This is a genomic window from Photorhabdus sp. RW14-46 (genome assembly GCF_963887965.1).
Classification (GTDB): Bacteria; Pseudomonadota; Gammaproteobacteria; order Enterobacterales; family Enterobacteriaceae; genus Photorhabdus; species Photorhabdus laumondii.
This window is the reverse complement of the sequence record NZ_CAWPHH010000049.1, coordinates 1-25294: the sequence shown is the minus strand read 5'-3', so window position 1 is coordinate 25294 and position 25294 is coordinate 1. Positions and strand designations below refer to the sequence as shown.

Sequence of the window (25294 nt, the reverse complement as noted above, 5' to 3'; positions counted from 1 at the left end):
GCGAAAAGCGCGTCAGGGGGTTTTGGGTTCGGCGGTGAACGCACATTGGAAAAAATGGGTTGTAACTGACTGAGTGCGCAGGGAAAATTGGTGTTCGGTAATCAACGTCGCAATGGAATGGGTTGTTGTAGACAACAACCACCTAAGCGTGGAGCAGAACCAATCGCGCAGTGAGGAACTGGTTAATTGTCAGGGTGATACCAGTTGCCGTTCTGCTGTTAGGGATAAATATCGGCAGGAGTATGACAAGGTTCAGGAGCGGATAGCAACGTGTTCAGGGGCTGACCAGTGCGTTGCCGTTGCCAAAGAGCTGCGGGCATTGCAAAGTAACTACAGTGCTCGGATAGGCGAAATTCAGGAAAAAGCCAGAATGCAAGGACTGGATTCCCTCACGCCAGCAGAAGTGCGAGAATGGGCAAATTTACGCGGTGCCATGTCAAATATTGACGCATCACGGAAGTTTGGTACTCCATCGTGCCCAAGTCACCGGCGGCTCAGAAGAAACCACCCAGGAAATCATGAAGATTATGGGGCAGACGGGAATTGCGGCGTCTGCGGGAGTGGCTGGAGGGATCAGTAAATCTGGAGCAAAAGGAGTCAAAGGAAGTGCTGTACCAGTACCTAATCCAGTGACAGCGAATAATGGATTAGTTTATAAATCAAACAGTAAGCACACTCTGGGAGGAAATGGAAATAGGCCAAGTGCTGGCCTTGAACCGCAAAATTCTCTCAATTTATTTAAAAAGTCAATACCAACAAAAGATCCTAAAGTTAGATTAGCGATAGACGAAAAAGGTAATATTCATAGATTTTTTAATGAGAGAAAAGATGGTTCAGGTTCATTCCATTGGAGTGGAAGCACTGGTGATGGTAAAAATGCTCTGGGTCATAATGAACTTCGGAAGTTTAACAGTGAAATAAAGCAACTAGGGGGTAAAAAATGATCTACGGACTTCCTTATGAATTTGCTGTTGCTTATGAAGTTTGTGAATCGTCAGAAGATGGCTATTGGCAATATGGAATATTTAATTTTGTCATAGATGACGTGATTGTTCCTGCCATCGGTTCAAACTACACACTTCATATGGCGATAAATCATCTGAAAGACAGCTTAGCGGAGTTTCCATCATGCAAGAAAATTGATACCTCCTTGTTTAGTCAGAACAAAGAAATTATGGAATTTATTGCTCATTCACATAATATTCTTTTGGATACAGATGATGATGATCTAGAGTTGCCAGAAATGGAGCAACAAGGAATAGATTTAACTCCTGTAGAATTTACAGATATTGGATTCTATATTTTTTACTATATTACAAATAATAGCGAGGATGAATTTATCATTTATACCAGTGATAGAGGATTGACTGTTACGATAAAACATTTTGAGAAAAATACCGTCAAAAATGTTATCGAACAACTACCAGAATTTAAAAAAATCTAATACATATAAGTAAGTTGGAGTAAAAATCCCAGTCGATGTGAGCTGTACCCCAAATGTTAGGTAATCATCCGACATTTAAAGGGGGCAGTTCATTACGTCTGGGAAAAGTGGCTTACCAGGCTGAAAAGTCGCGTCGGGGCGTTGTAGGTCGAGCCTCAAACCACACTGGAAAAAACGGGTTGTAACTGACTGAGGGCATTGGGAAAATCGGTGTGTGGCGGTCAACGTCGCAATGGAATGGGTTGTAATTGAGAATAATGCGCTGACCTCGCGAAATCTGGGTGATTGCCGCACGATGTCACCGGAAGCGTGCGGCAAGGCTAAAGAGCTGAGTCAGCGTATTCTGGATAAAGGTCTGCCGTCAGTGGAGGACATGCGCGGTAAACTGGCATCATGTCAGGATGACAGCTGCCGTAAAGGAGTCTGGACAGAGTACCGGCAGGCCAGTGATGCGACCATCAATACCCTGAAACAGATGGCGTTGAGTGGTGAGTTGAGCCGCGAAGAACTGGCATTCATCAACCATGAACTGGGCAAGGAGCTGGCCGTCTCAGGTTACCGTGCCAATGACAAGCTGGGGCGTTCAGAGCAGAGCAGCTGGTTAAATGGCGGCAGCGGACCCCTCTCCGGGTTCTTTAACACGGAACTACGCCAAAAAGAGCTGGAAAAATCGGGCTTGTCCAAAGCGGATGCGGCGCAGTACGTGAAGGAAGAGCAGCGGAACCTGATGTTGCTGGAGACTGCGGTCGGGGCTATTGGGGCAAAAGCTAATAGAACTTCTATAAATGTAGTCGGAAAAGGCGCAGCATTACCTACTGGTTATACCCCAAAAGGAAATTCAGTTACTGGGCCAAAAGGTAGTGTTTATGGCAATACAGGAAAAGTAGATGCCTCAGGAAACACGATTTATAGTAACAACAGTGGGTACTATACGTTTGAAAATGGCGTAAAAACAAAAGTTCAATCACCTAACTCTGATTCACAAATACGGCAGAATTATGAGAAGAGTAAGGAGTTTGAACAATCTGTTTACGATAAGTTAAAACAAGCCCCTAAATTAAAAACCCCGGTTAGGGAAGTTACCATAGAGACAAACGAAGGGACCAAAGTTAGGGTTGATATTATGGCTAAAGATAGAGATGGATCTATCAGGTGTATAGAATGTAAAAGTTCTCAAACTGCACCACTAACAAAGAATCAAAAGACTGGTTTTCCAGAACTCAAAGAGGGAGGAGGTACAGTTGTTGGGAAAGGTAGGCCGGGATTTGAAAGTGGAACTAAGATACCACCGACAGAAGTTGAAATAGTAAGGCCAAACGCAAAGGATAATTAAGGAGGCTATATGTCTGTAGAAGATATAAATAAAATTGATTTAATTACAATGACCCAAGAGGATATAGCTTCCCAACAGGTAATCTTGGTTATAACTGATCATTTGCAATGGTCATCTTGTATTAATGAACACCTCTTCAAATTGCAAGAAAAAATTAATAGATATATTGCATTTGTTGAAAGCGGAGAAGTATACGAAAAACTCCCAGATCCTCAGGGTAGGAATATAACGTTTAAAGTGTTTTTCCAGTACAAGATCCCTCAGGAATGTATTGATTTTATGGAGAGAGTAAACGAAATATTATCTTCCATTAACATAGAATTAACTTATGAGGAAAGTGAGGTCATTTAAAAAATTAATTATATGATCTCAATGACCAAATTAGCGCAGAGGGCTTGCTCACTGCGCTAATTTCGACCCTTTTTAACTTTCCAGTTGCAAACTCAATCTTCCGTAACAACCTGAATAACCAATTGCCCCCGCTCAACCCTCACTTACACCGACTGCCCAGTGGCAAAGCCCGCTTCTTCCAGCCAGTTACCTTTAAGATGCAAAGGTGATCACCTGGAAGGACAAGATCCGGCAAGAGGATTGTTAGTCGCTTGGGGAGCAGGTGCTTCTGTTGTGGGAGGCACTATAGTGCAACAGATACACTGATAGCGGTAGGAACAGGCACATTAACTCAAGGTAAAGGAACACTATTTAGCACCCTTGTAGGAGGTGCTTATTTAGGAAGTAAAGTTAAAAGGGAAGATCCTACAACCTCAATGTTAGGTAACGCAGTTAGTACTGTAATTGGTAATAAAGTGGTTGTGTCGTTTTTTTATAAACGAAATATTTCTTTTTCCACTTGACGATGTAAATAAGGCTATTAAAACAGGGGTATTTATCGGACTAATAAGTTATTGATTTATATACTATCACCTGTATGATTTACGTAAATTAATAATCAGTCTTTGGATTGAGGTTACTATTTGGAGAAGTTTTATGAAGTGTATTAAATGTGAAAACCCAGCATTACATGAATCAGATTTTTGTGCCGCATGTGAAGAAAAAGAACTGAGTAGAATTGGTGGTTTTCTCTATTTCCCGGCAATAAACATTATCTTTGCAATATTAAGTTCTTTATTTAGTGCATATAAAACAATGACAATTCTGATCTCTGGTTATGATTTTTTAGGTGAATTACGTGTCCTTATAGGATTTGAATTTATTTGTTTTACCCTTATTTTTGGAGTTGCACTTTATACATCTGTTCTTTTCTTTAGAAAAAAGAAAAAACACCTTTATTTTATATTATCCTTTTAGTTTTTACTTCATTATTTGTAATAACTGATTTAGCATTGACTCATTATGTATATGAGATAAAACTGGATTATAGTTATCTCTTCTTGCTTTTTAAAACTGTGTTTTATGTATGTATATGGGTTCCTTATTTTATTATATCTATCCGAGTTAAAAGAACATTTATAAAGTAACGATTAAAATTAAACTATTTTGCAAATAATATTCAATAAGAGTAGGTAAGTTTTTTGCAACCCATATTTATTCAAAAAATATGACAGTCAAAATTACCCCGGCCTTGTGAATTATTTAAAAAAGTCAGGCAATTTAAATCATTCGTTCATTAAGGTCTGAGTCCTGTATTTTACTGGGCTAAGACTATTTAATCTCTACTTGATTCTTAAGCGTGGACGAATGGGAGATTACGATGGCCCACCTATCCAGTGAGCCATTTTTACCATTATTGCTTATCCTTATGGCAAGTTAAATCAGGCAAATTTCCCCTTGCCAATTGTGGTATCTGCCCAAGCCGTGGTAATAGCCATTTTCTCCCTGTTATCCAGCGCTTCAATAAAACCGTTATCACCAGCTGTTGGGGCAAAACTGCTCATTGCCTGGATTAAGGTATCAACCGCATTGTCGGAAAGTGCCGTAAATTCACGCTCTCCTGATGCATCCTTACGCCCCATCTGTGTCACTAATTTGGCACGGTTACCATTAAAGTAATCTCTAAAGGTGACTGAACCCACCGATTCAAATAGACCCTGAGCCGTTTTATCCTGAGTAGGGCGATTCACTGATAACACCAGATCATATCCACTGCGCTGGAACCACAAGTCTTGCCAGTCAATATCGTTAAAGGCAATCATATCTTCTGCATTAATATCATCAACCTGACTGTCAATCACCTTACCACTGACCACAAAGCTATCTACTCCTACCCCTCCTTGGAAGTGGTTCTGGTATCCCCCCAACACCAGTAGATCCTGACCCTCACCGCCGTCAAACTGGCTGAATTTCGAAATTGAGGCCGCTATCAGGTGATCATCACCTTCTCCGCCATTAATTACCGCATGATAGCCCATCAATTTAATGACATCGTTACCCATGTTGCCATCAATTCGGTTGTCATTACCAAACACCCGGCCAAAGTCATTGCCTTCACCTAGTTCAACCCGGTTGTTATTACCGATAGTCACGGCATAATCTTGATCTTCGCCAGTATCCACCTGGTTGTAGTTACCAGAAGTGACAACGTAGTCCCGCCCATTACCGGCATCAATAACGCCACCTTCACCAAAAACAAATGTCTGATCGTTACCCTCACCCATGAATACATGGTTAATGCGTCCAGCTACCACTGCGGTATCATCGCCACTACCGCCAAACATCCAGTTTTCACGTCCCATCAGAACGCCCAAGTCATCACCTTCACCACCGGTAAAGATGTTGGAAGTGCCGATGGAGTAATAAACATCATCTCCGCGGCCACCCCAGAAGTTGTTGTTATCGCCCAGATAAGCACCGAGATCTTTACCATCACCGCCCCAGTTGAAGTTATAGTTTCCTAACGAGATATGGATATCGCTGTCCCCTTGCAGATGACCACTGTTACGCAGGAAATCAAACGTTTTCTGCTCCATATTGAGCAGATCGGCGGTGAGATTCTCTTTCAGATTGGTCACGAGTGACTTCATCTCTTGTTGTTTATCTTTGCTGAATATCGTCGCAAACAGGTTAGGCAAATTCAGCGAATTAAAGCCCAATGCCCGCTCTGATTTGTCATCAGCCTGACTCTTCCCACTGTTGACGGCATCCGGTACACTCTTTTCCCGATTTTCATCAGGCGCTTTCTCTTTCAGCCCATGACTGACAAAAAATGACTCAATACCATCGGCACTCATATTAGCGTTCTGTTTCAAACCCTCAATCAATTTATCCGGATCAGTGAAGACACTTAGTTGATCACCACCAAACTGCTTAATCACTTCCAACATCTCTCGCAAAATAGCCTTACCATCAACCGGCTCACCAGTACGGGCAACAATCTGTCCCTCCGGCGTGTAATCCACACCAAAAATATCCGCTAACGTGGTCTCTGCATTCACACCGGCTAACCGACCCAGCAGTTTGTTTTTAAGCTGACGCGGTAAGTCCTGTAGGTTGTAAGTAAAGGTTGTTTTCGCCAAGCCCGTTGTTGAATATTGCTGCGTCATCAGACCAAACAACGAACCCAGATTGGTATCCAAAATCGATTGAATATGGTCACCGAACATAAAGTTCCAGCTACCGGTTGTGACCTGAATGTCCGCCCCTTGACCACCTACCGCAAAATTGAAAGCCAGTTTCTCATTGGCTTGACGGAATTTATCCACACGACTCATCTTCTTGGTATCAATATTGTTGCCGTGACCATTTAACCATTGGTGGTATTTTTTGTTTAATGCCGCTTCTGTGTCACTTTTCAAACCCCGGCTACTGCGCTTGAGCTGCGAATCCAGATCAACCAATGTCTTGTAATCCACACTACTGGTTTGGTCTAAACCCGACATGTCACGCACAAATTTTTTCGCGCCCGATAGCGTCCACTGCTGATTTTGCGCCGCCAACCAGTTCCGCTCTTCGCCGGAATGAGCAATAGATTTCAGTACACCGGTAATACGCGCAGCGCCATCAAATGGATTAACTAACGGTGGCGTAGGGATGGATTTATCCATCATGACAATCAGGTCATTACTGCGACCTTGGTTGAAGCTGACGTTACGGTTGCCAATGAACATCTGCGCCCCTTCAAGTGCTTGATAACCTGCCAGATTAACGCTGTGCTTACTGTCACCCTCCCCGATGTGAACCATCACATTGTTGTCGCCAAAGGCCAGTGATTTAAAGCCACCCGTACCCACTTTAATACCGACGTTCGAGGTTCCCCAGTTAATCGCAGTAAATTCACCGTCGCCCACGTTTACCTGTATATTCCCGGCGTAACCTAGCGGCTCCGATTGAGGATTTGAACCAAGCTCAACCCTGTTTTTGCGCTTTCCTGGCGCAGTGAAAACATCATGGTTATCCGCAATTGCCCCTCTGGTTGCTGAATCAGCTTCTGTGTGCCCCACTTTGGTAAGGTTGATATCACTTTCAGCCACCCCTCGACGCAATTTTTCTGTCGTCGTCGTGAGTTCATCCTGTTCATTCCAGCGTAACACCAGTTTGTTATCGTCCAACTTGTTAACCCACTGATGATTTTTATCGCGAGTAAACTTACGACCTGTTGCATCAACGGCCACTTCACTGCGACGAGCTGAAACCTCACTACGGATACCTTGTTTATCTAAAGCGGTAATAAAACGATAGGCAAAACCATTCCGCTTATCATCACTAATCAGTGAACAACCCACGATGCTGATACGATCAGGTTTACCTGCCTGCTCAAAGTTCTGGCTGAACTGTTTTAGTTTTATTGCCAATTCATCAGCACTGTAACCACTCAGGCGAGTGTTATTTTGTGCCGATTCGTTACGGCCATGCCCCACAATCTGCCAACGTAATTTGCCTGATAAACCGGCAGGATCACCATAAATGACATGATATTTGCCATTAGAATCAAGTTTAACCACCACACTGGATTTCCGGTGTTTACTCGCCAGATTGAGCGCGGCTTTTGCGACAATCGGGTCATTTTCCATTTGAATAATGATCTGACCATCAAAACGTGTTCCACGATTGTCACTCTTTTGCCACGAGTTCTTCACTCCATCCCGATTTTTATTTTGAAAATCGGAGAGCGTCGAGACAATCCTATCAGTATATTGGCTCATTAAAGCACCGCTCTCGACATGACCATAAAAGGTTTGTTCACCCGATACGCGATAACCAGAAGCGGCCAATCTTGCACGCAGCTTTTCCCCTTCATGCCCCAAACCTTGATTGTCAGTTAACAGCATGATCGGCGTATTGATCGGCAGACCTTTGAGGTTTTTTTCTACTGAAAATTGTCCGTTCATCGCTTTTGCCAATGCCCCAATCATGCCACCAGGGTTTGGTACGTCATGCGCGGTTATGGTTTTGGTCATACTCGATATTGGCCTGTCGAGTAACAGACCTGACACGGCTTGATTATTTTGCGACGCATATCGAGCAAGATCTGCCGCCACCGGTCCACCAACGGAATAACCATGAAGAATAATATTACCCGGCTTAATGCCGCGATCTTGCACCAAATAGCGAAACATCGTCCGGGCATCCTGATAGAACCCTTGCTCGCCGGGACTACCATCACTACCACCATAGCCGCGCATGTTGACAGCAAGTATATCAATGCCCTGCTTTTGATAATGGCTTTGGATATCATGAGCTTGCTCTTCCGCGGATAAACCTGAACCATGAAGGAAAAGCACGACTTTTTTCTCTGCCGCCGTCGAGATATCATCTGGTTTTATGTCACCTTGATGATAATATCCGGTTAAACGTCCCTCTTCGCCTTTTAGGGTGATTTTGCTGGATTTACCATTAGCAACCGCATCATTAAGTATCGTCTGCGTTTTATCACTGATATGACGGCGATCTTCTTTAAAACCATACAGTTCGTTGTTAAAGAATCGGGTCACTGGGTTTAAAGAGTCTTTATCCCGTGGCGGAGTATCATCATTTTCAATTAATACCGACTCTGACGCGCCATTTTTGCCCGATAACGCCTGTAATGCTTCTACCGGAGAGTCGTTCTGTTCTCTCTCAGGGGTATTTTCTCGATAAAGGTGTTGGGTTTTCTCAAATGCGTTATTTAGTGCCTGATTTATCGATAATTTCCCTTTATCTCCGGCGATATCCATCAGATCCATATAACTGGCGGTGTAGTTTTGTAGTACTTGCCGACGTTCATCACCGGTCATCTGCAATGCTTTATAGACCACCAAACTTTCATTAACCGAATGACCGCCATCAAACACCAGAAACGCCAACGTATTAAGGTAGGCCTGCTCTTGCGAGAAAGTAGGATCTTGACTGGCAATATAGTTATTGAGATGAACCATGATATTGGTCGAGCCCGATGCCCCCGTCACCACGGAATGCCCCTGCGCCAAGGCGTTACGCTCAAGCGTTGTTTCCTGTCCGGGGGTCAGCACTCTGCCCGCCGCTACCTTTCTGCCATACAGGAAATCTCCATACTGATCACCAGATGGTTGGTAGGGCAGTGCAATACCATAATCATTGGTTTGCTGTTCAGTTAACTTCACTTTATAGGTAACATCCGCCATATTCGTTAATTTACTACTGGTGGAACGCGCCTTGTAGATCTCCTCCCGATAGAAAATGTCCGCTTCCGCCTTCCATTGAGATAAATGTAACCCCATACCATCCGTGTTCGACATTTTTACCGCCAGAAACGGAATCTTGATCATTTCAAAACCGTTATCCACCTTAGTCATCATGATCTTAAAGTTATCCAAGGTCGGTTTTTGCAGGAATGCGCTCAGTTCAGGCACTCGACTGAACCAAGGACGAATATCTTTTTTAATTTTTTCGGCAAAAGCTTGCATCCTGATATCAATCTGTCCGTCGAGTACGGGTGAGTCAGCAGTACTTTGCATATACAGCTCAAACTCCTGCACCAGAAACTGACCTATCCGCCTGGAGGTAGCTAGCGCATCCGGTGACGCCATTTTTACCAACGTATGGGCCACTTCGGAATCAAAACGACGACCAAATAAGTTGTCAATATATTGGGTAGTTGACTTTTCTCTGTGAGCATCAGCCTGTAATGACAGTACCAAGCCATGTAACTCAGGGTATGCCTGTAACTGACTGGCAGCATCATCAAATAACTTGATAGTTTCCTTCGAGGTGACTTGTCCGGTGAGCCAGAGTCCCCTGGCCCGTCCAATCAAAAACCTCGCTTCCGGGATATTCGCGGTTTCCAATCGGCTCATAAAAGCAATCAGACTTTCACTTTCGGTCTTAGGCGCTTCCCGTTCAGCGGTTGAATTCGTTCGGGTCAACGGGGTAATCTGCCATTCAATAAGACGATTAATTTCGTTTTGTGTTATACCGCCTTTTAAACCGACAACACGTCCGGTTCCATCAAAGATGACGCGTTGCGTAAGATGTTCAGCATGTTGAGGTGCCACGGCGATCCCAAGGACGCCAGCGGATTCAGCTCGCTGAGCCTGTAAGTGCTCTATCATTCGGCCCATTTTAAAACGTACTAAGTTCACCTGATTGGTGCGTAGAGCAAACTCCTTTGGGCTATGCTGTTGCCAATCAGCTATCGCCCGTTCAAGCAGCAATATATGCTCTTCATCGAAATGGCTCATCGTCTTATAGAAAGTATCGCGTACCGTGGCCAGCGCCGTGCTAAGCTTCCTTTTTCGCCCCAATGTTCGCACATTGGGATTGATAAATAGCTTGTTTCCCTCTTTCAATAAATTAAATTTTGCATTTTCAAATATAGCGGAATTTTTCTGCTCTACCTTGACATCATTCCCCAACGATTTCAGATTAATGCCTGAAATCCGCGGCACTCTTCTGACACGCTCACCTGAACTGTTCGACGTTGGTATCACCCTATCGTCAGATTGTCCTTTGGCAAACTTTGAAGTAGTTAAAACGCCGGTATTTTCCGCGCGAATACTGGCATTTATCTGTAGACGATCAACCGCTTGTTTAGCATCATCCAACGCTTGTAGCTCTTCTTCGGTCAATCCTTTGTAGAATTTTTTTTCAGCTTCCGGTATTAATTCGGGATCAATATAGCTACCGGTTTCCCCCGCGCCTGTCGATTCATAGCCATTACCAGACAAACCACTACCACCGGCACCGGCACCGGCACCGGCACCGGTACGATCAGGTTTTGAATCGCTCTGTTTTGCCCCTCTAACATCTTCTTGTACCTGGGCAATTTTATTTTCAGCCGCGGCAATATCACGTTTACCCCGATATTCCGCCCCCTGATAGGCGATATTTGCATCATTTTCCGCCTTTTCGGCCCGTTGTTGCTGCAATAATGCTTCTTCTTTTCTTAACTCTGCTCTCTTCTGAGCCGCTGCAATATCTTGTTTTGCACTGGCATGATGCTGTTCACTTTGTGCTACGCCGACCTCGGATTTCTTCACCGCTTCTTTTACGTGTTGTTGGTTATCCGTAATAGCTTGTCGGGCATGCATTAATTTTCGCTGCGCAATAAATTTGATGTCATTCAACTTATCCTGAGCGTGGTCCAGGAATTGGCTAGCAAATTGATTACGCCATTGGTCACCTGATTGGCCGCTGTAATTGGCATAGTCACCAAGCGCATCCAAACCTTGCGTCATAGAAACCAGTTTGTCAGTCTCCGCCTGCGCTTCTGCTTCTATCGCATTACGCTGTGTCAGCCCATTTTGGCTAACTGCTGCCTGATCGGTTAATTCCAACTGGGATTGCGATTTCGCAATCTCCGCCAGTTGTTTCTCTTTTTCCTGTTCCAACAGTCGGCGATCTTTTTCTGCTTTTTCTTTATCGCTTAACGCATTTTGCGCCGCTTTATCCTGTTTCACATGTTCGGTAATAATATTGGCTTGTTGTGAGCTCTTAGATTTTGCAATAACGTTATCCAGAATATAGCCGACACCATCACTCAAGCCTGTTCCTTTAAACTCAATGCGGTTACTGCCCGCTTTTGCTGTCAGCTCTAGTGTTTTATTTTGCCATTTCGCGGCATCGCCAAAAGTCGAGAATACAAGTTTGTCGTTCCAGAAAACATCCATACCATTGTCGACTGAATAAGCATCGGGACGATTAGCAAAATCAAAGCTCAGCGAAATCACTTCTCCCTCAGAACGGTTTTGTAGATCTTGGTAAATAGTGGTGTTTTTATCAACATCAAGTTCACTGACTCGTTCGCCATAACGGGTATTATTAGGCCCATCAGTACTCACTGAGCTATAGGCCGCAATATCATTGGTTGATTGCCAATCCAATTTACCTTGCTCAAGGTCATTATTGACAATCAGTGACGTTTCAGATTTCACAATGATATTGTCTAAGATGTAACTAAATCCATCATCCTGACCTGTACCTTTAAATTCAATCCGGTTAGTCCCTGCTTTTGCCATTAAATCGAGTTTTTGGGTGCGCCATATAGCTCGCGGCCCAGAAGTTGAGAATACAGACTTACCATTCCACAATACCATTATTCCGCTGCCACTCAGATCACGGTCCACCCTCTCAAAATGACTCATAAAATCAAAAGTCAGTGAAACCACTTCTCCTTCAGACAAATTTTGTAATTCCTGCCAAATTACGGTGTTTTTATCAACATCAAATTTACTGACTCGTTCACCATCACCGGTATTATCAAGACCATAATCACTCGCTGGGTTATATGCCTCTATACCATGAGTTGACTGCCAACCCAGCTCACCTTGTTCAAAATCACCATTGACGATCAGATTTTCATCTTGATCTGACACCGATAGCGTTTTTTGACTCAAAGCACCTTCTATTGAACTGACGTCAGGCGTCTCCACGGCTGTTATAGCACCATTGAAACTATGGTTTAAATCTGAACTTATCGGCGAAATTTCATCCATCTGAAAGCCATCAATACCAGATACTTCCGCTAAATTAATCGCCCCTCTGCCTTTGTGGGTGCCCGACGTGTTAGCTTCCTCCCCATGAACCAAATAGTTGATTGCCTGACTGCCTCCCACACCTAATGTTGTCTGTTTGATATGCTCAAAGAGGGAAGAAAGTTTGTTGCTTTTTGTTACAGAGAAGCTGTAGAAATCACCGTTACCAATCTTAACCGCCACATTATTACGTGCGTAGGAAGCATTGATGCCCAGACCATCACCCACATGGATATTGGCATTAGCTTGGCCTTTCATGACCGCCACATTCAGGCCATTGCCCACTTTGGTATTAATATTGTGCTTACCCCACGCCAGGTTAACCGAAACGCCATTACCTACGTGAGTGTTTATATTCGCGTCACCATGAGCAGCGGTGACATTTAAGCCATTGCCCACAGTTGTCGTTACGTTAGCTTTCCCTTTTGCCACCGTCACCTGCACACCGTCTCCCACTTTGGTGACGGCATTGCCTTCGCTCCATAAGGCATTAAAGCTGTCTCCCTGACCTACCTGAGTGACAATGTTAGCCTTGCCTTTCGCCAGCACTACATTACGCCCGTCACCGATTTTAGTGATGACATTGGCTTTGCCCCAGGCACCGGTGTAATCATCACCGTTACCCACATGGGTAATGATATTGGCATCCCCCTGCACCACCGTGACTTCCTGTCCCTTCCCCACTTTGGTCATCAGGTTGGCTTTACCTTTCGCGAAATTATAACGGTCGCCATCACCAACCTGAGTCAGGATATTCGCTTCCCCCCAAGCCGCATTCACCCCGGCACCATCGCCAATTTTGGTGATAAGATTGGCTTTACCTTTGGCAAACCCCACTGTCGTACCCTCGCCGACATGGGTCATCACGTTACCCACATCGGAAATAAGCAGGCCAACCGTGGTACCGTCGCCCACTTTGGTCAGAATATTGCCTTTGCCAAACAGGATAGCGGCAGTCGTCGCATCACCAACATGCGTAATAACGTTCACTTTCGCCGCCGCAACAACCCCCATAAAATCATCACCCACTTTGGTAACGATATTGGCCTCACCCAGTGCCAAGACCCCCGTTAAGCCATCCCCCACATGGGTCATCATATTGGCTTTACCAAACATGGCCGCCAGCGTTGTGCCATTACCGACTTTGGTCATCACGTTCAGTTCACCGGCAAACAAACCAATACTGGTGCCATTGCCCACATGCGAATAGATATTGGCTTTCCCCACCATTAAAGCCGCAGTCAGGTCGTTACCGACTTTGGTCAGCACATTGGCACCCCCAATCATGGCCGCAAAGGTATTGCCCTCCCCGACATGGGTAAAAATATTGGCTTTGCCGATCATCGCCGCCAACGTCATGCCATTACCCACTTTCGTGGCGATATTGCCCTTTGCCAGCATCAGCGCAACACTGGTGCCATCCCCAATATGCGTAAACACATTGCCTGCGGCGACCATCAATGCCAGCGCATCACCGTCACCCACTTTGGTAAAAATATTACCCACTCCCCCCATTAATGCCCATGCATCCCCTTTGCCGACATGAGTAAACAGGTTGCCTGCGCCAATCATGCCCGCAATTGATGTACCCTCCCCGACTTTAGTGAAGATGTTCCCTGCTGCGGCCATCACGCCCAGTGTCAAACCGTCGCCGACATGGGTCAACACGTTGCCAACACCAAACATGATGCCGGTCGTGTCACCCTTTCCAACTTTGGTCAAGATATTCGCGCCACCCAGCATAACGCCCATGGTATTGCCGTCCCCGATATGCGTAAGGATATTTGCCCCGCCGCCCATGACCGCCTGCGTATAGCCTTTCCCTTTCTTGGTAAAGATGTTGGCTCCGCCCAACGCAATGGCGGTGGTGTTGGTAGTTTCAGTCTCCTCACTGAGATGAGTGATAATATTGGCACCGCCAAGCATACCGGCAACCAGATTACCCTCACCGAGCTTTGTTAGCACGTTAGCGCCACCCAAAAATACGGAGAAGATATCCCCTGTTCCGGCCTGAGTGATGACGTTAAAACCGCCCGCCCCGAACCAGTTCGCGCTACCATCACCTATCTGAGTATGCGTGTTATATCCGCCCAACATCAGTACCCGGCTGTCACCGTTACCTTTGTGGATCGAGATATTGCCATAGGACAGAAGGTGGGCCAGATATCGTCCATCCCCGACCCGTACGAGAACATTGACCGCACCACCAGCGTAAACATCCATTTTCCCGCGCTGGCTCTGGTGAACCAAGACATTGGCTAAACCCGCACCACGAAATGATAGATCGCCCTCTTCACCGTTTTTCACAATGACGTTAGCACCTCCGCCTCCTTCAAAATACGTATTACCGAATGTTGAACTGTGCAGAATAATGTTAGCCGCTCCCGCTCCTGTGAAATTAATATTACCGTGCGTCACATTGGATGTAATAATGTTGCCACCACCAGCACCGATGAAATAAATATTACCGGAACTATCACCGCCATTCGTTGATGATTTGATAACATCTTGCTCAGAATAACCTTCAATATCAGTCAGACAATCAGTAATCTCATCTGTTACATTTAAATCATAGTGAAGCTGACTTAATGTATAACCAGCCCCAATTGATTGATAACCGCGAGGATAGGAAAAACGTTCATTTGCTAAACGGCCAGTATGGTCACCTTTTTTATACCAAGATCTTGCAATATATTTCAGCTTTCCTGTTTCATCATCATTCGCTAGCTTAACCTCAACCACTTTGGTATAAGGGTCCAGAAATATTGCATATACATAAGTATCCGGCTGCTGGTTTGATTTCACCGGAGAGACATCGATTTTCAGCCCATTAGACGAGATCGCGTATCCCCCCATTTTGGCACTACCCAATGTGACGTTTTTCGCTTTAATGTTAGTACCATCGGAATAATTCACCCATTTATCGGTTAATAATACCTCCTCAACACCCTGTACTATGGTTTCTTGTCGATATACCACATTAATATTGGCAAGCGTAATAGCATCGTCCCCTTTAACGGAGATAAATCCATTATTTACGTCGATATTTTCCTTAGCAATATCCTTAAGATGATTACCTTCCTTATACCAGGAAGTGGCATAATAACGGAGCTTACCGGTATCAGGATTATTTTGCAGCCGTACAGCGACAACTTTAGTATTAACATTATCGGCAATGGCAAAGAGATAAGTATCAGGCTCTACCTCGGATTTAACTGCTTTAACTTGTTGAGATTGTTGAATCCCGCGCTCTTCCATTGTTGCTGATGTCATCACAATATCTTTAGCCTGAGCAAATTCTATTTCATTTCTCGCTCCTGCTCGGGTAATTTCGTTATAAGCTCCTGCGCCAGTAAAATGAATATTACCGTGAGCAACATCAGAATAGAGTTTGTTATAACCTCCCGCACCTTCAAGAGTAATATCACCCTGTGTCTGTCCATACTGATCTTCACTGTGGCGTGTACGTTCAATGCGATTCGCTGCCCCCGCACCATGCAAGATAATGTTACCTTCTCTACCCTTACGTACAATATGATTATCAGCACCAACACCATTCAAAGTGATATCACCGCTTTCTATCCGCGAATCGATACTATTTGCAGCGCCCGCGCCGTTAAATGTCACATCTCCTTGAGTACCCTCATAATAATTAGACCAGGTACGGTCAATTTTATTAGCCGCTCCTGCGCCAGCAAAATAAACATTTCCCCGATCAGTTTCATGCCATAATTGATTGTATCCACCAGCCCCTTTAAAACGGGTATCTCCAGATGAACCTTTACGAACCAGTTTGTTATAGCCAGCAGCCCCCGAATAAGATAAATCCCCGGTTTCACCCGTATGATCAATAAAAGCCGTACCGGCTGCGCCAGAAAATGACAAGCCGCCATTTCCTGTTTTACTAATACCGGTATAACCTGAGGCACCCTTTACCGAAAGTTCACCATTCGTATGGTATACATCGACCTTAAATGAACCAATTGTAACATCATCATCTCCGCCATAAGCATAAACTTCACCACCAATACCAATAGCAATAATACTATTACCGTCATTATCGTCGTAATATTTCCCAGTAAAGAAGTACTCTGTACTTCTATTCGATGATTTTCCCATCAATAGCCCTTTAATTTATTATTGAAGTTAAGCAGAAAGCCACTGCACCTAACAAATAGGGCAGTTATTTTGAATATTCAAGTTCTCACGAAACAGTGAAATCTTCTGAATTTTTAATAGCAAAAAATCAAATAAAGAAAAAAACCGCTATTAAAATTAACATCAGATATTGTTTGCACGAATTTATCAAACATATTTTTTACAAAAAGTAATTTATTAATAAAATAGATATAAAAAAGAAAATATTAAGTTCAGAAAAGTTTCAATTTAATGCATTTATAAACACCTTAAAACAAATCCATCGAATGAGATATACCCTATGGATTTCGAGATGCATCGCGACGGCAAGGGAACGAATCCCCGGGAGCATAGATAACTATGTGACCGGGGCAGCCAACAAAGAGGCAACTTGAAAGATAACGGGTATAAATAAAAAATTCAAAAAGAGCGTTAACACAGATATTTTTTTCCGCGATAATATTGAAAATACAGAGAAGAGAATAAAGTAACGACTAAGCTAAGATATAAAATTTCATCAATTACGATCAATTATTTTATTCCATTTCCATAAATATCCACACAGATTATAGCGATTAAAATAATATAAGTAAACTAAATAATAATATCCTACTTTTTTAGTCAGGAAATAATAATAACAAATGAAATTAATCCTTAGATTCACATAATGAGTATTTGTTATTCAGCGGTAAAAAAAAGCTCACCTATTCTGTGAGCCTTTTTTATTACTCATTTTAACTTTTATTCTTGAGAACTAATTACGCAAACTGCACTTTGCCTCTCGTGGTATCTGCCCACGCCGTTGCCATGACAATTTTCGCCTGACTCGCCAGATTGTCAATAAAACCATTATCCCCCACAGTGGGTGCAAAACTGCTCATTGCCTGGATTAAGGTATCAACTGCATTATCCGACAGCGCAGTAAACTCACGCTCTCCCAAGGCATTCTTATCCCCCATCCGCATCACCAGTTTGGCACGGTTACCATTAAAGTAATCACTAAAGGTGACTGAACCTATTGATTCAAAGATACCCTGCGCGGTTTTATCCTGTGTAGGACGGTTTACTGATAACACCAGATCATATCCACTGCGCTGGAACCACAAATCTTTCCAGTCAATATCGTTAAAGGCAATCATATCTTCCGCATTGATATCATCAACCTGACTGTCAATCACCTGGCCACTGACCACAAAGCTGTCTACCCCTGCACCACCCTGGAAATGGTTCTGATAACCGCCCAGCACTAGCAGATCCTGACCCTCTCCGCCATCAAACTGGCTGAACTTCGAAATAGTGGCCGCTATCAGGTGGTCACCACCTTCTCCGCCATTAATTACCGCATGATAACCCATCAGTTTAATAACATCGTCACCCGTGTTGCCATCAATTCGATTGTCATTACCAAACACCCAACCAAAGTCATGGCCTGCCCCCAATTCAACCCAGTTGTTATTACCGATGGTCACGGCATAATCCTGATCTTCGCCGGTCTCCACCCGGTTGTAGTTTCCCGCAGTCACAACATAATCATACCCGCTACCGGCATCAATCAGCCCGCCTTCACCAAAAACAAATGTCTGGTCATTACCTTCACCCATAAAAGCATAGTTAATCCGCCCGGCTATTACCGCGGTATCATCCCCATGACCGCCAAACATCCAGTTTTCACGCCCCATCAGGACACCCAGATCATTGCCTTCCCCGCCAGTAAAGAGGTTGGAAATACCGATGGCGTAATAAACATCCTCTCCACGTCCCCCCCAGAAGTTGTTGTTATCGCCCAGATAAGCACCGAGATCTTTACCGTCACCGCCCCAGTTGAAGTTATAGTTCCCTAACGAGATATGGATATCGCCATCATCATGCAAATGACCACTGTTACGCAGGAAATCAAACGTTTTCTGCTCCATATTGAGCAGATCGGCGGTGAGATTCTCTTTCAGATTGGTCACTAATGACCTCATCTCTTCTTGTTTATTTCTGTTAAATATCGTCGCAAACAGGTTAGGTAAGTTCAGCGAATGAAAGCCCAATGCCCGCTCTGGTTTGTTATCAACCTGACTATTCCCACTGTTGATAACACCCGGCACACTTTCTTCCCGATTTTCATCAGGCTCTTTCTCTTTCAGCCCATGACTGATAAGAAATGATTTAATACCATCAGCACCCATATCGATGTGCTGTTTCAACCCCTCAATCCATTTATCCGGATCAGCGAAGACACGGAATTGATCCCCCCCAAACTGCTTAATCATTTCCAGCATCTCTCGCAAAATCGCCGTGCCATCAACCGGCTCGCCAGTACGGGCAACAATCTGCCCTTCCGGCGTGCAATCCACACCAAAAATATCCGCTAATGTGGTCTCTGCATTCACACTGGCTAACCGACCCAACAGTTTGTTTTTAAGCTGACGCGGTAAGTCCTGGGGCTTGTAGGTAAAGGTTGTCTTCGCTATACCCGTTGCTGAATATTGCTGCGTCATCAGGCCAAACAACGAACCTAGGTTGGTATCCAGAATCGATTGAATATGGTCACCGAACATAAAGTTCCAGCTACCAGTTGTGACCTGAATGTCCGCCCCTCGACCACCTACTGCAAAATTGAAAATCAGTTTTTCATTGGCCTGACGGAATTTATCCACACGGCTCATTTTACTGGTATCAATATCATTGCTGTTATCACTTAACCATCGGTGGTATTTTTTGTTCAATGCTGTTTCTGTGTCACTTTTCAAACCCCGGCTACTGCGCTCATGCTGCGCATCCAGATCAACCAATGTCTTGTAATCCACACTACTGGTTTGGTCTAAACCCGACATGTCACGCACAAATTTTTCCGCACCCGATAACGTCCACTGCTGATCCTGCACCGCTAACCAGTTCCGCTCTTCACCAGAACGAGCAATAGACTTTAGTACACCGGAAATACGCGCAGTACCATCAAATGGATTAACCAGAGGTGGTGTAGAGAGGGATTTATCCATCATGACAATCAGGTCATTACTGCGCCCTTGGTTGAAACTGATGTTACGAGTACCAATAAACACCTGCGCCCCTTCGAAAGCCTGATAACCACCCAGATTAACACTGTGCTTACTGTCACCCTCCCCAATGTGCGCCATCACATTGTTGTCACCAAAAGCCAGTGACTTAAAGCCGCCCGTACCCACTTTGATACCGACGTTCGAGGTTCCCCAGTTGATCGCGGTAAATTCACCATCACCCACGTTTACCTGTATATTCCCGGCGTAACTCAGCGGCTTATCCGATTGAGGATTTGAACCGGGCTCTATCCTGTTTTTGCGCTTCCTTGGCGCGATGAAAACATCATGGTTATCCGCAATTGCCCCTCTGGTTACTGAATCAGCTTCCGTGTACCCCACCCGGGCAAGGTTGATATCGCTTTCAGCCACCCCACAACGCTCCCTCTCTGTTGTGGCCGTGAGTTCCCCCTCTTCATTCCAGCACAACACCTGTTTGTTATCGTCCAATCTGTTAACCCACTGATAATTTTTATCACGGGTAAATTTACGACCTGTTGCATCAACAGCCACGTCACTTCGGCGTACTGAAACCTCGCTACGGATACCCTGTTTATCTAAAGCAAACATAAAACGGTAGGCAAAACCATTCTGCTTATCATCACTTATCAGTGAACAACCCACGATGCTGATACGCTCAGGTTTACCTGCCTGCTCAAAGTCCTGACTGAACTGTTTTAGCTTTATTGCCAATTCATCAGCACGGTAACCACTCAGACGAATGTTATTTTGTGCCGATTCGGCGCGGCCATGCCCCACAATTTGCCAACGCAACTTGCCAGATAATTCGGCAGGATCACCATAAATGACATGATATTTGCCATCCTTATCCAGTTTAACCACCGCACTGGAATCCGGGTGTTTACCCGCCAGATTGATCGCGGCTTTTGCAACAATCGGGTCATCTTCCATCTGAATAATGATCTGACCATCAAAACGTGTCCTACGATTGTCACTCTTTTGCGGCGGGGTCTTCACACCATCATCCTCAATGAATAGCGACTCTGACGCGCCATGTTTGCCCGATAACGCTTGTAGTGCTTCTACCGGAGAGTCGTTCCGTTTTCTCTCAGGGGTATTTTCTCGATAAAAGTGCAGAGTTTTCTCAAATGCGCTATTTAATGCCTGATTTATCCATCGTTCTCCCTTATCTCCGGCAATATCCATCAGATCCATATAACTGGCAGTGTAGTGTTGTAGTACCTGCCGACGCTCATCACTGGTCGCCTGCAACGCTTTGTAAACCACCAAACTCTCATTAACCGAATGGCCGCCATCAAACACCAAAAACGCCAACGTATTAAGGTATGCCTGTTCCTGCGAGAAAGTGGGATCTTGACGGGCAATATAGTTATTGAGGTGAACCATGATATTAGTCGAGCCCGATGCCCCCGTTACCACAGAATGCCCTTGCGCCAGAGCGTTACGTTCAAGCACGGTTTCCTGTCCGGGCGTCAGCACACTGCCTGCCGCCACCTTTCTGCCAGACAGGAAATCGTCATACTGATCACCAGATGGCTGGTAGGGCAGTGCAATACCATAATCGTTGGTTTGCTGGTCAATTAATTCCACTGTGTGGGCCACATCAGCACGATGAGTTAATGTATTACTGGTCGAACGGGCCTTATAGATCTCACCTCGATAGAAAATATCCGCTTCCGCCTTCCATTGAGATAAATGTAACCCCATACCATCCGTGTTCGACATTTTTACCGCCAGAAACGGAATTTTGATCATTTCAAACCCGTTATCCACCTTAGTCATCATGATCTTAAAGTTATCCAAGGTCGGTTTTTGCAGGAATGTAGTCAGTTCTGGCACCCGGCTGAACCAGGGGCGGATATCCTTTTTAATTTTTTCGGCAAAAGCGTGCATCCTGATAGCCATCTGCCCGTTAGTAATCTGTCCGTCGCGGATGGTTGAGCTAGCAGTATTTTGCATATACAACTCAAACTCCTGCACCAGAAACTGACCTATCCGCTTGGAGACGGCTATCGCATCCGGTGACGCGGTTTTCACCAACGTATGGGCCACTTCGGAATCAAAACGACGGCCAAATAAGTTATCAATATATTGGGTAGTCGACTTTTTTTTGTGAGCATCAGCCTGTAATGACAGTACCAAAGCCTGTAGCTCCGGGTATGCCTGTAGCTGGCTGGCAGCATCATTAAATAACTTGATAGTTTCCTTCGAGGTGACTTGCCCGATGAGCCAGAGTCCCTTGGCCTGTTCAATCAAAGGCATCGCTTCCGGGATATTTGCGGCTTCCAACCGGCTCATAAAAGCAATCAGACTTTCACTTTCGGTCTTAGGCGCTTCCCGTTCAGCGGTTGAATTCGCTCGGGTCAAGGGGGTAATTTTCCACTCAATAAGATGATTAATTTCGTCTTGGGTGATACTTCCTTTTAAACCGACCACCCGGCCGGTTCCATCAAAGATGACGCGTTGACTAAGGTGTTCAGCACGCTGAGGCGACACGGCAATCCCAAGCACCTTTGCGGATTCGGCACGCTGGGCCTGCAAGTACTCCATTACCCGGCCCATCCTAAAACGTATTAAGTTCACTTGATTGGCGCGTAGAGCAAATTCCTTTGGGCTATGCTGTTGCCAGTCAGCTATCACCTGTTCAAACTGCAATACATGTTCCTCATCGAAATGACTCATCGTTTTATAGAAAATATCACGTACAGCAGTCATCGCTTGACTAAGCGGCCTTTTCTGCCCTAATGTTCGTTCATCAGGGTTGATAAACAGCTTACTGCCCTCTTTCAATAAATTAAATTTTGCACTTTCAAATATTGCGGAATTTCCCTTCTGTCCTAGCTTGATATCATCCCCCAACGATTTCAGATTAATGCCTGAAATTCGCGGCACTCTTCTGACAAATTCACCTGGACTGTTCGACGCTGGCATCACCATACTGCCAGATTGCCCTTTAGCAAATTTTGAAGCAGTTAAAACGCCGGTATTTTCCGCATGAATACTGGCATTTATCTTTAGATGATCAACCAATTGTTCAACACTATCCAGCGTCTGTAGCTCTTCTTCGCTCAGCCCCTCGTAGAATTTTTTTTCAGCTTCCGGCACCAATTCGGGATCAATATGGCTACCGGTTTCTCCCGCGCCTGTCGATTCGTAGGCTTTGCCCGATAAACCACTCCCCCCAGCACCGGTACGATCAGGTCGGGAATCGCTCTGTTTTGCTACTTTGGCATCGACTTGTACTTGAGTAATCTTACTTTCAGCCACCGCAATATCATGTTTACCCCGATATTCCGCCCCCTGATAGGCAATATTTGCGTCATTTTCCGCTTCTTTGGCTTGCTGTTGCTGCAATACCGCCTCTATTTTTCTTAATTCTGCTTTTTCCTGAGCCGCTGCAATATCTTGTTTTGCACTGACACAATGCTGCTCACTTTGTGCTACGCCGGCTTCCGATTTCGCAACTGTTTTTTTGACTTGTTGTTGGTTATCCGCAATAGCCTGTCGGGCATCAGCTAATTTTTTCTGTGCAATAAATTTGACGTAATACAACTCATTTTGAACATGGTTCAAGAACTCGGCCGCAAACGGATTGCGCCACGGGTCACCTGATTGGCCGCTGTAACTAGCATGGTTATCAAGCACCGCCAAACCTTGCGTCATGGAAATCAATTTGCCAGTCTCTGCCTGCGCTTCTGCTTCTATCGCATTGCGTTGTGTCAGCCCATTTTGGCTAACTGCTGCCTGATCCGTTAATTCCAACTGGGATTGCGATTTCGCAATTCCTGCCAGTTGTTTCTCTTGTTCCTGTTCCAACAGTTGGCGATCTTTTTCCGCTTTTTCTTTATCGTTTAATGCATTTTGCGCCGCTTTATCCTGTTTCGCGTGTTCGGTAACCACATCGGTTTGTAGTGGGTTCTCAGATTTTGCAACAACGTTATCCAAAACATAACCTATGCCATCATCTACACCAGTTCCTTTAAACTCAATGCGGTTGCTGCCTGCCCGTGCAATTAATTCCAGCGTTTTACTTTTCCACTCTATTGCATTGCCAGAAGCTGAGAATACCCATTGTCCATTCCAGAAAACTTCCATGCCATTGTTGATAACATAGGTATTGGAACGATGAGCAAAATCAAAACTCAGTGAAATCACTTCTCCTTCAGACAAGTTTTGCAGATCCTGGTAAATCGTGGTGTTTCTCTCCGCATCAAGTTCACTGACGCGTTCTCCATGACCGGCAATAACAAGACCATAAGCACTCGCTGAACCATACGCCTCTATACCATGAGTTGACTGCCAGCCCAGCTTATCCTGTTCAAAATCACCATTAATAATCAGATTATTATTCTGATCTGATATCGATCGCGTTTTTTGATTTAAAACACTTTCTATTACATCCACATCAGGCGTCTCTACCGCGGTCACAGTACCATTGAGACGATAATTTAAGTCTGAACTTACCGGTGCAATTGCCTCCATCTGGAAGCCATCAATAGCAGAAACTTCCGCTAAATGAATCGCCCCTCTGCCTTTATGAATGCCAAACGTGTTAACTTCCTCCCCCTGCACCAGATAGTTGATCGCCTGACTGCCCATCACACCGAGTACCGTTTGTTTGATATTGTTGAAGAAAGCGGCCAGTTTGTTGCTTTCCGTATTACTCGCGGCAACCGCCAGGCTGTAAAAATCACCCTCACCTATCTTAATCGCCACATTATTGCGCGCATAAGAGGAATTAACCGCTAAACCATGACCCACCTGAATATTGGCGTTACTCTGGCCTTTCATGACCGCCACATTCAGGCCATTGCCCACTTTGGTATTAATATTGTGCTTACCCCACGCCAGGTTAACCGAAACGCCATTACCTACGTGAGTGTTTATATTAGAGTCACCATGAGCAGCGGTGACATTTAAGCCATTGCCTACGGTTGTCGTTACGTTAGCTTTCCCTTTCGCCACCGTCACCTGCATACCGTCTCCCACTTTGGTGACAATATTGCCTTCGCTCCATAAGGCATTAAAGCTGTCTCCCTGACCTACCTGAGTAATTATGTTGGCCTTACCTTTCGCCAGCACCACATTGCGCCCGTCACCGACTTTAGTGACAACATTGGCTTTGCCCCAGGCACCAGTGTAATCGTCACCGTTACCCACATGGGTGATAATGTTGGCATCCCCCTGAACTACCGTGACTTCCTGTCCCTTCCCCACTTTGGTCATCAGGTTGGCTTGACCTTTCGCGAAGTTATAACGGTCGCCATCACCAACCTGAGCCAGGATATTCACTTCACCCCACGCCGCATTCACCCCGGTGCCATCGCCAATTTTGGTGATAAGATTGGCTTTTCCTTTGGCAAACCCCACCGTTGAGCCTTCTCCAATATGGGTCATCACGTTACCCACATCGGAAACAAGCAGGCCGACTGTAGTACCGTCGCCCACTTTGGTCAGAATATTGCCTTTG

At 44.9% G+C, this 25294-nt stretch carries 9 protein-coding genes and 1 pseudogene; 7 read left to right on the top strand and 3 right to left on the bottom strand.

Going from position 1 to position 25294, the window contains the following annotated elements; genetic code table 11:
- Nucleotides 1-112 precede the first annotated feature (112 nt).
- The 6 genes from AACQ38_RS22340 to AACQ38_RS22315 are packed head-to-tail and all read left to right on the top strand — an operon-like array spanning nucleotide 113 to nucleotide 3128.
- A complete protein-coding gene (locus AACQ38_RS22340; RefSeq protein WP_242685656.1) occupies nucleotides 113-580 on the top strand; it encodes a hypothetical protein in 468 nt (155 codons plus the stop codon).
- Complete coding sequence (locus AACQ38_RS22335) at nucleotides 561-944, top strand: hypothetical protein (RefSeq protein ID WP_242685655.1); 384 nt, start codon at nucleotides 561-563, stop codon at nucleotides 942-944. The genes AACQ38_RS22340 and AACQ38_RS22335 overlap by 20 nt, the downstream gene beginning before the upstream one ends.
- Complete coding sequence (locus tag AACQ38_RS22330; RefSeq protein WP_065821922.1) at nucleotides 941-1444, top strand: immunity 42 family protein; 504 nt, start codon at nucleotides 941-943, stop codon at nucleotides 1442-1444. The genes AACQ38_RS22335 and AACQ38_RS22330 overlap by 4 nt, the downstream gene beginning before the upstream one ends.
- A gap of 53 nt (nucleotides 1445-1497) precedes the next feature.
- Nucleotides 1498-1629: a hypothetical protein gene (locus AACQ38_RS22325; RefSeq protein ID WP_262500100.1), complete on the top strand. Its 132-nt coding sequence runs from the start codon at nucleotides 1498-1500 to the stop codon at nucleotides 1627-1629.
- Between the two features lie 29 nt (nucleotides 1630-1658).
- Nucleotides 1659-2777 carry a hypothetical protein gene (locus AACQ38_RS22320; RefSeq protein WP_207631957.1) on the top strand — a complete coding sequence of 373 codons (1119 nt, stop codon included), beginning with the start codon at nucleotides 1659-1661 and terminating at the stop codon, nucleotides 2775-2777.
- 9 nt (nucleotides 2778-2786) lie between these two features.
- Nucleotides 2787-3128 (top strand): DUF6572 domain-containing protein, encoded by a 342-nt coding sequence (locus AACQ38_RS22315; RefSeq protein WP_165579092.1) that lies wholly within the window; start codon nucleotides 2787-2789, stop codon nucleotides 3126-3128.
- A gap of 143 nt (nucleotides 3129-3271) precedes the next feature.
- On the opposite strand, the gene AACQ38_RS22310 is transcribed toward AACQ38_RS22315, so the two are convergent.
- Entirely contained in the window at nucleotides 3272-3331 is a 60-nt protein-coding gene (locus AACQ38_RS22310; RefSeq protein ID WP_242685657.1) for a SymE family type I addiction module toxin, read from the bottom strand.
- Nucleotides 3332-3764: 433 nt separating this feature from the next.
- Here AACQ38_RS22310 and AACQ38_RS22305 point away from each other — a divergent pair.
- Nucleotides 3765-4255 (top strand): annotated as a pseudogene (locus tag AACQ38_RS22305) (DUF2569 domain-containing protein).
- A gap of 294 nt (nucleotides 4256-4549) precedes the next feature.
- Here the strand turns inward: AACQ38_RS22305 and rtxA (AACQ38_RS22300) are convergent.
- Entirely contained in the window at nucleotides 4550-16780 is a 12231-nt protein-coding gene (rtxA, locus tag AACQ38_RS22300) for an MARTX multifunctional-autoprocessing repeats-in-toxin holotoxin RtxA (protein WP_165579090.1), read from the bottom strand.
- A 776-nt stretch (nucleotides 16781-17556) separates the two neighbouring features.
- Nucleotides 17557-25294: MARTX multifunctional-autoprocessing repeats-in-toxin holotoxin RtxA (gene rtxA / locus AACQ38_RS22295; protein WP_165579089.1), on the bottom strand; the 7738-nt coding region annotated here is incomplete at its 5' end.

What these genes read in the sequence shown, in the direction of transcription:
- AACQ38_RS22340 (WP_242685656.1), top strand. Translation starts at nt 113, where the DNA reads ATGGAATGGGTTGTTGTAGACAACAACCACCTAAGCGTGGAGCAGAAC.
- AACQ38_RS22330 (WP_065821922.1), top strand. Translation starts at nt 941, where the DNA reads ATGATCTACGGACTTCCTTATGAATTTGCTGTTGCTTATGAAGTTTGT.
- AACQ38_RS22325 (WP_262500100.1), top strand. Translation starts at nt 1,498, where the DNA reads ATGTTAGGTAATCATCCGACATTTAAAGGGGGCAGTTCATTACGTCTG.
- AACQ38_RS22315 (WP_165579092.1), top strand. Translation starts at nt 2,787, where the DNA reads ATGTCTGTAGAAGATATAAATAAAATTGATTTAATTACAATGACCCAA.
- rtxA (WP_165579090.1), bottom strand. Translation starts at nt 16,780, where the DNA reads ATGGGAAAATCATCGAATAGAAGTACAGAGTACTTCTTTACTGGGAAA.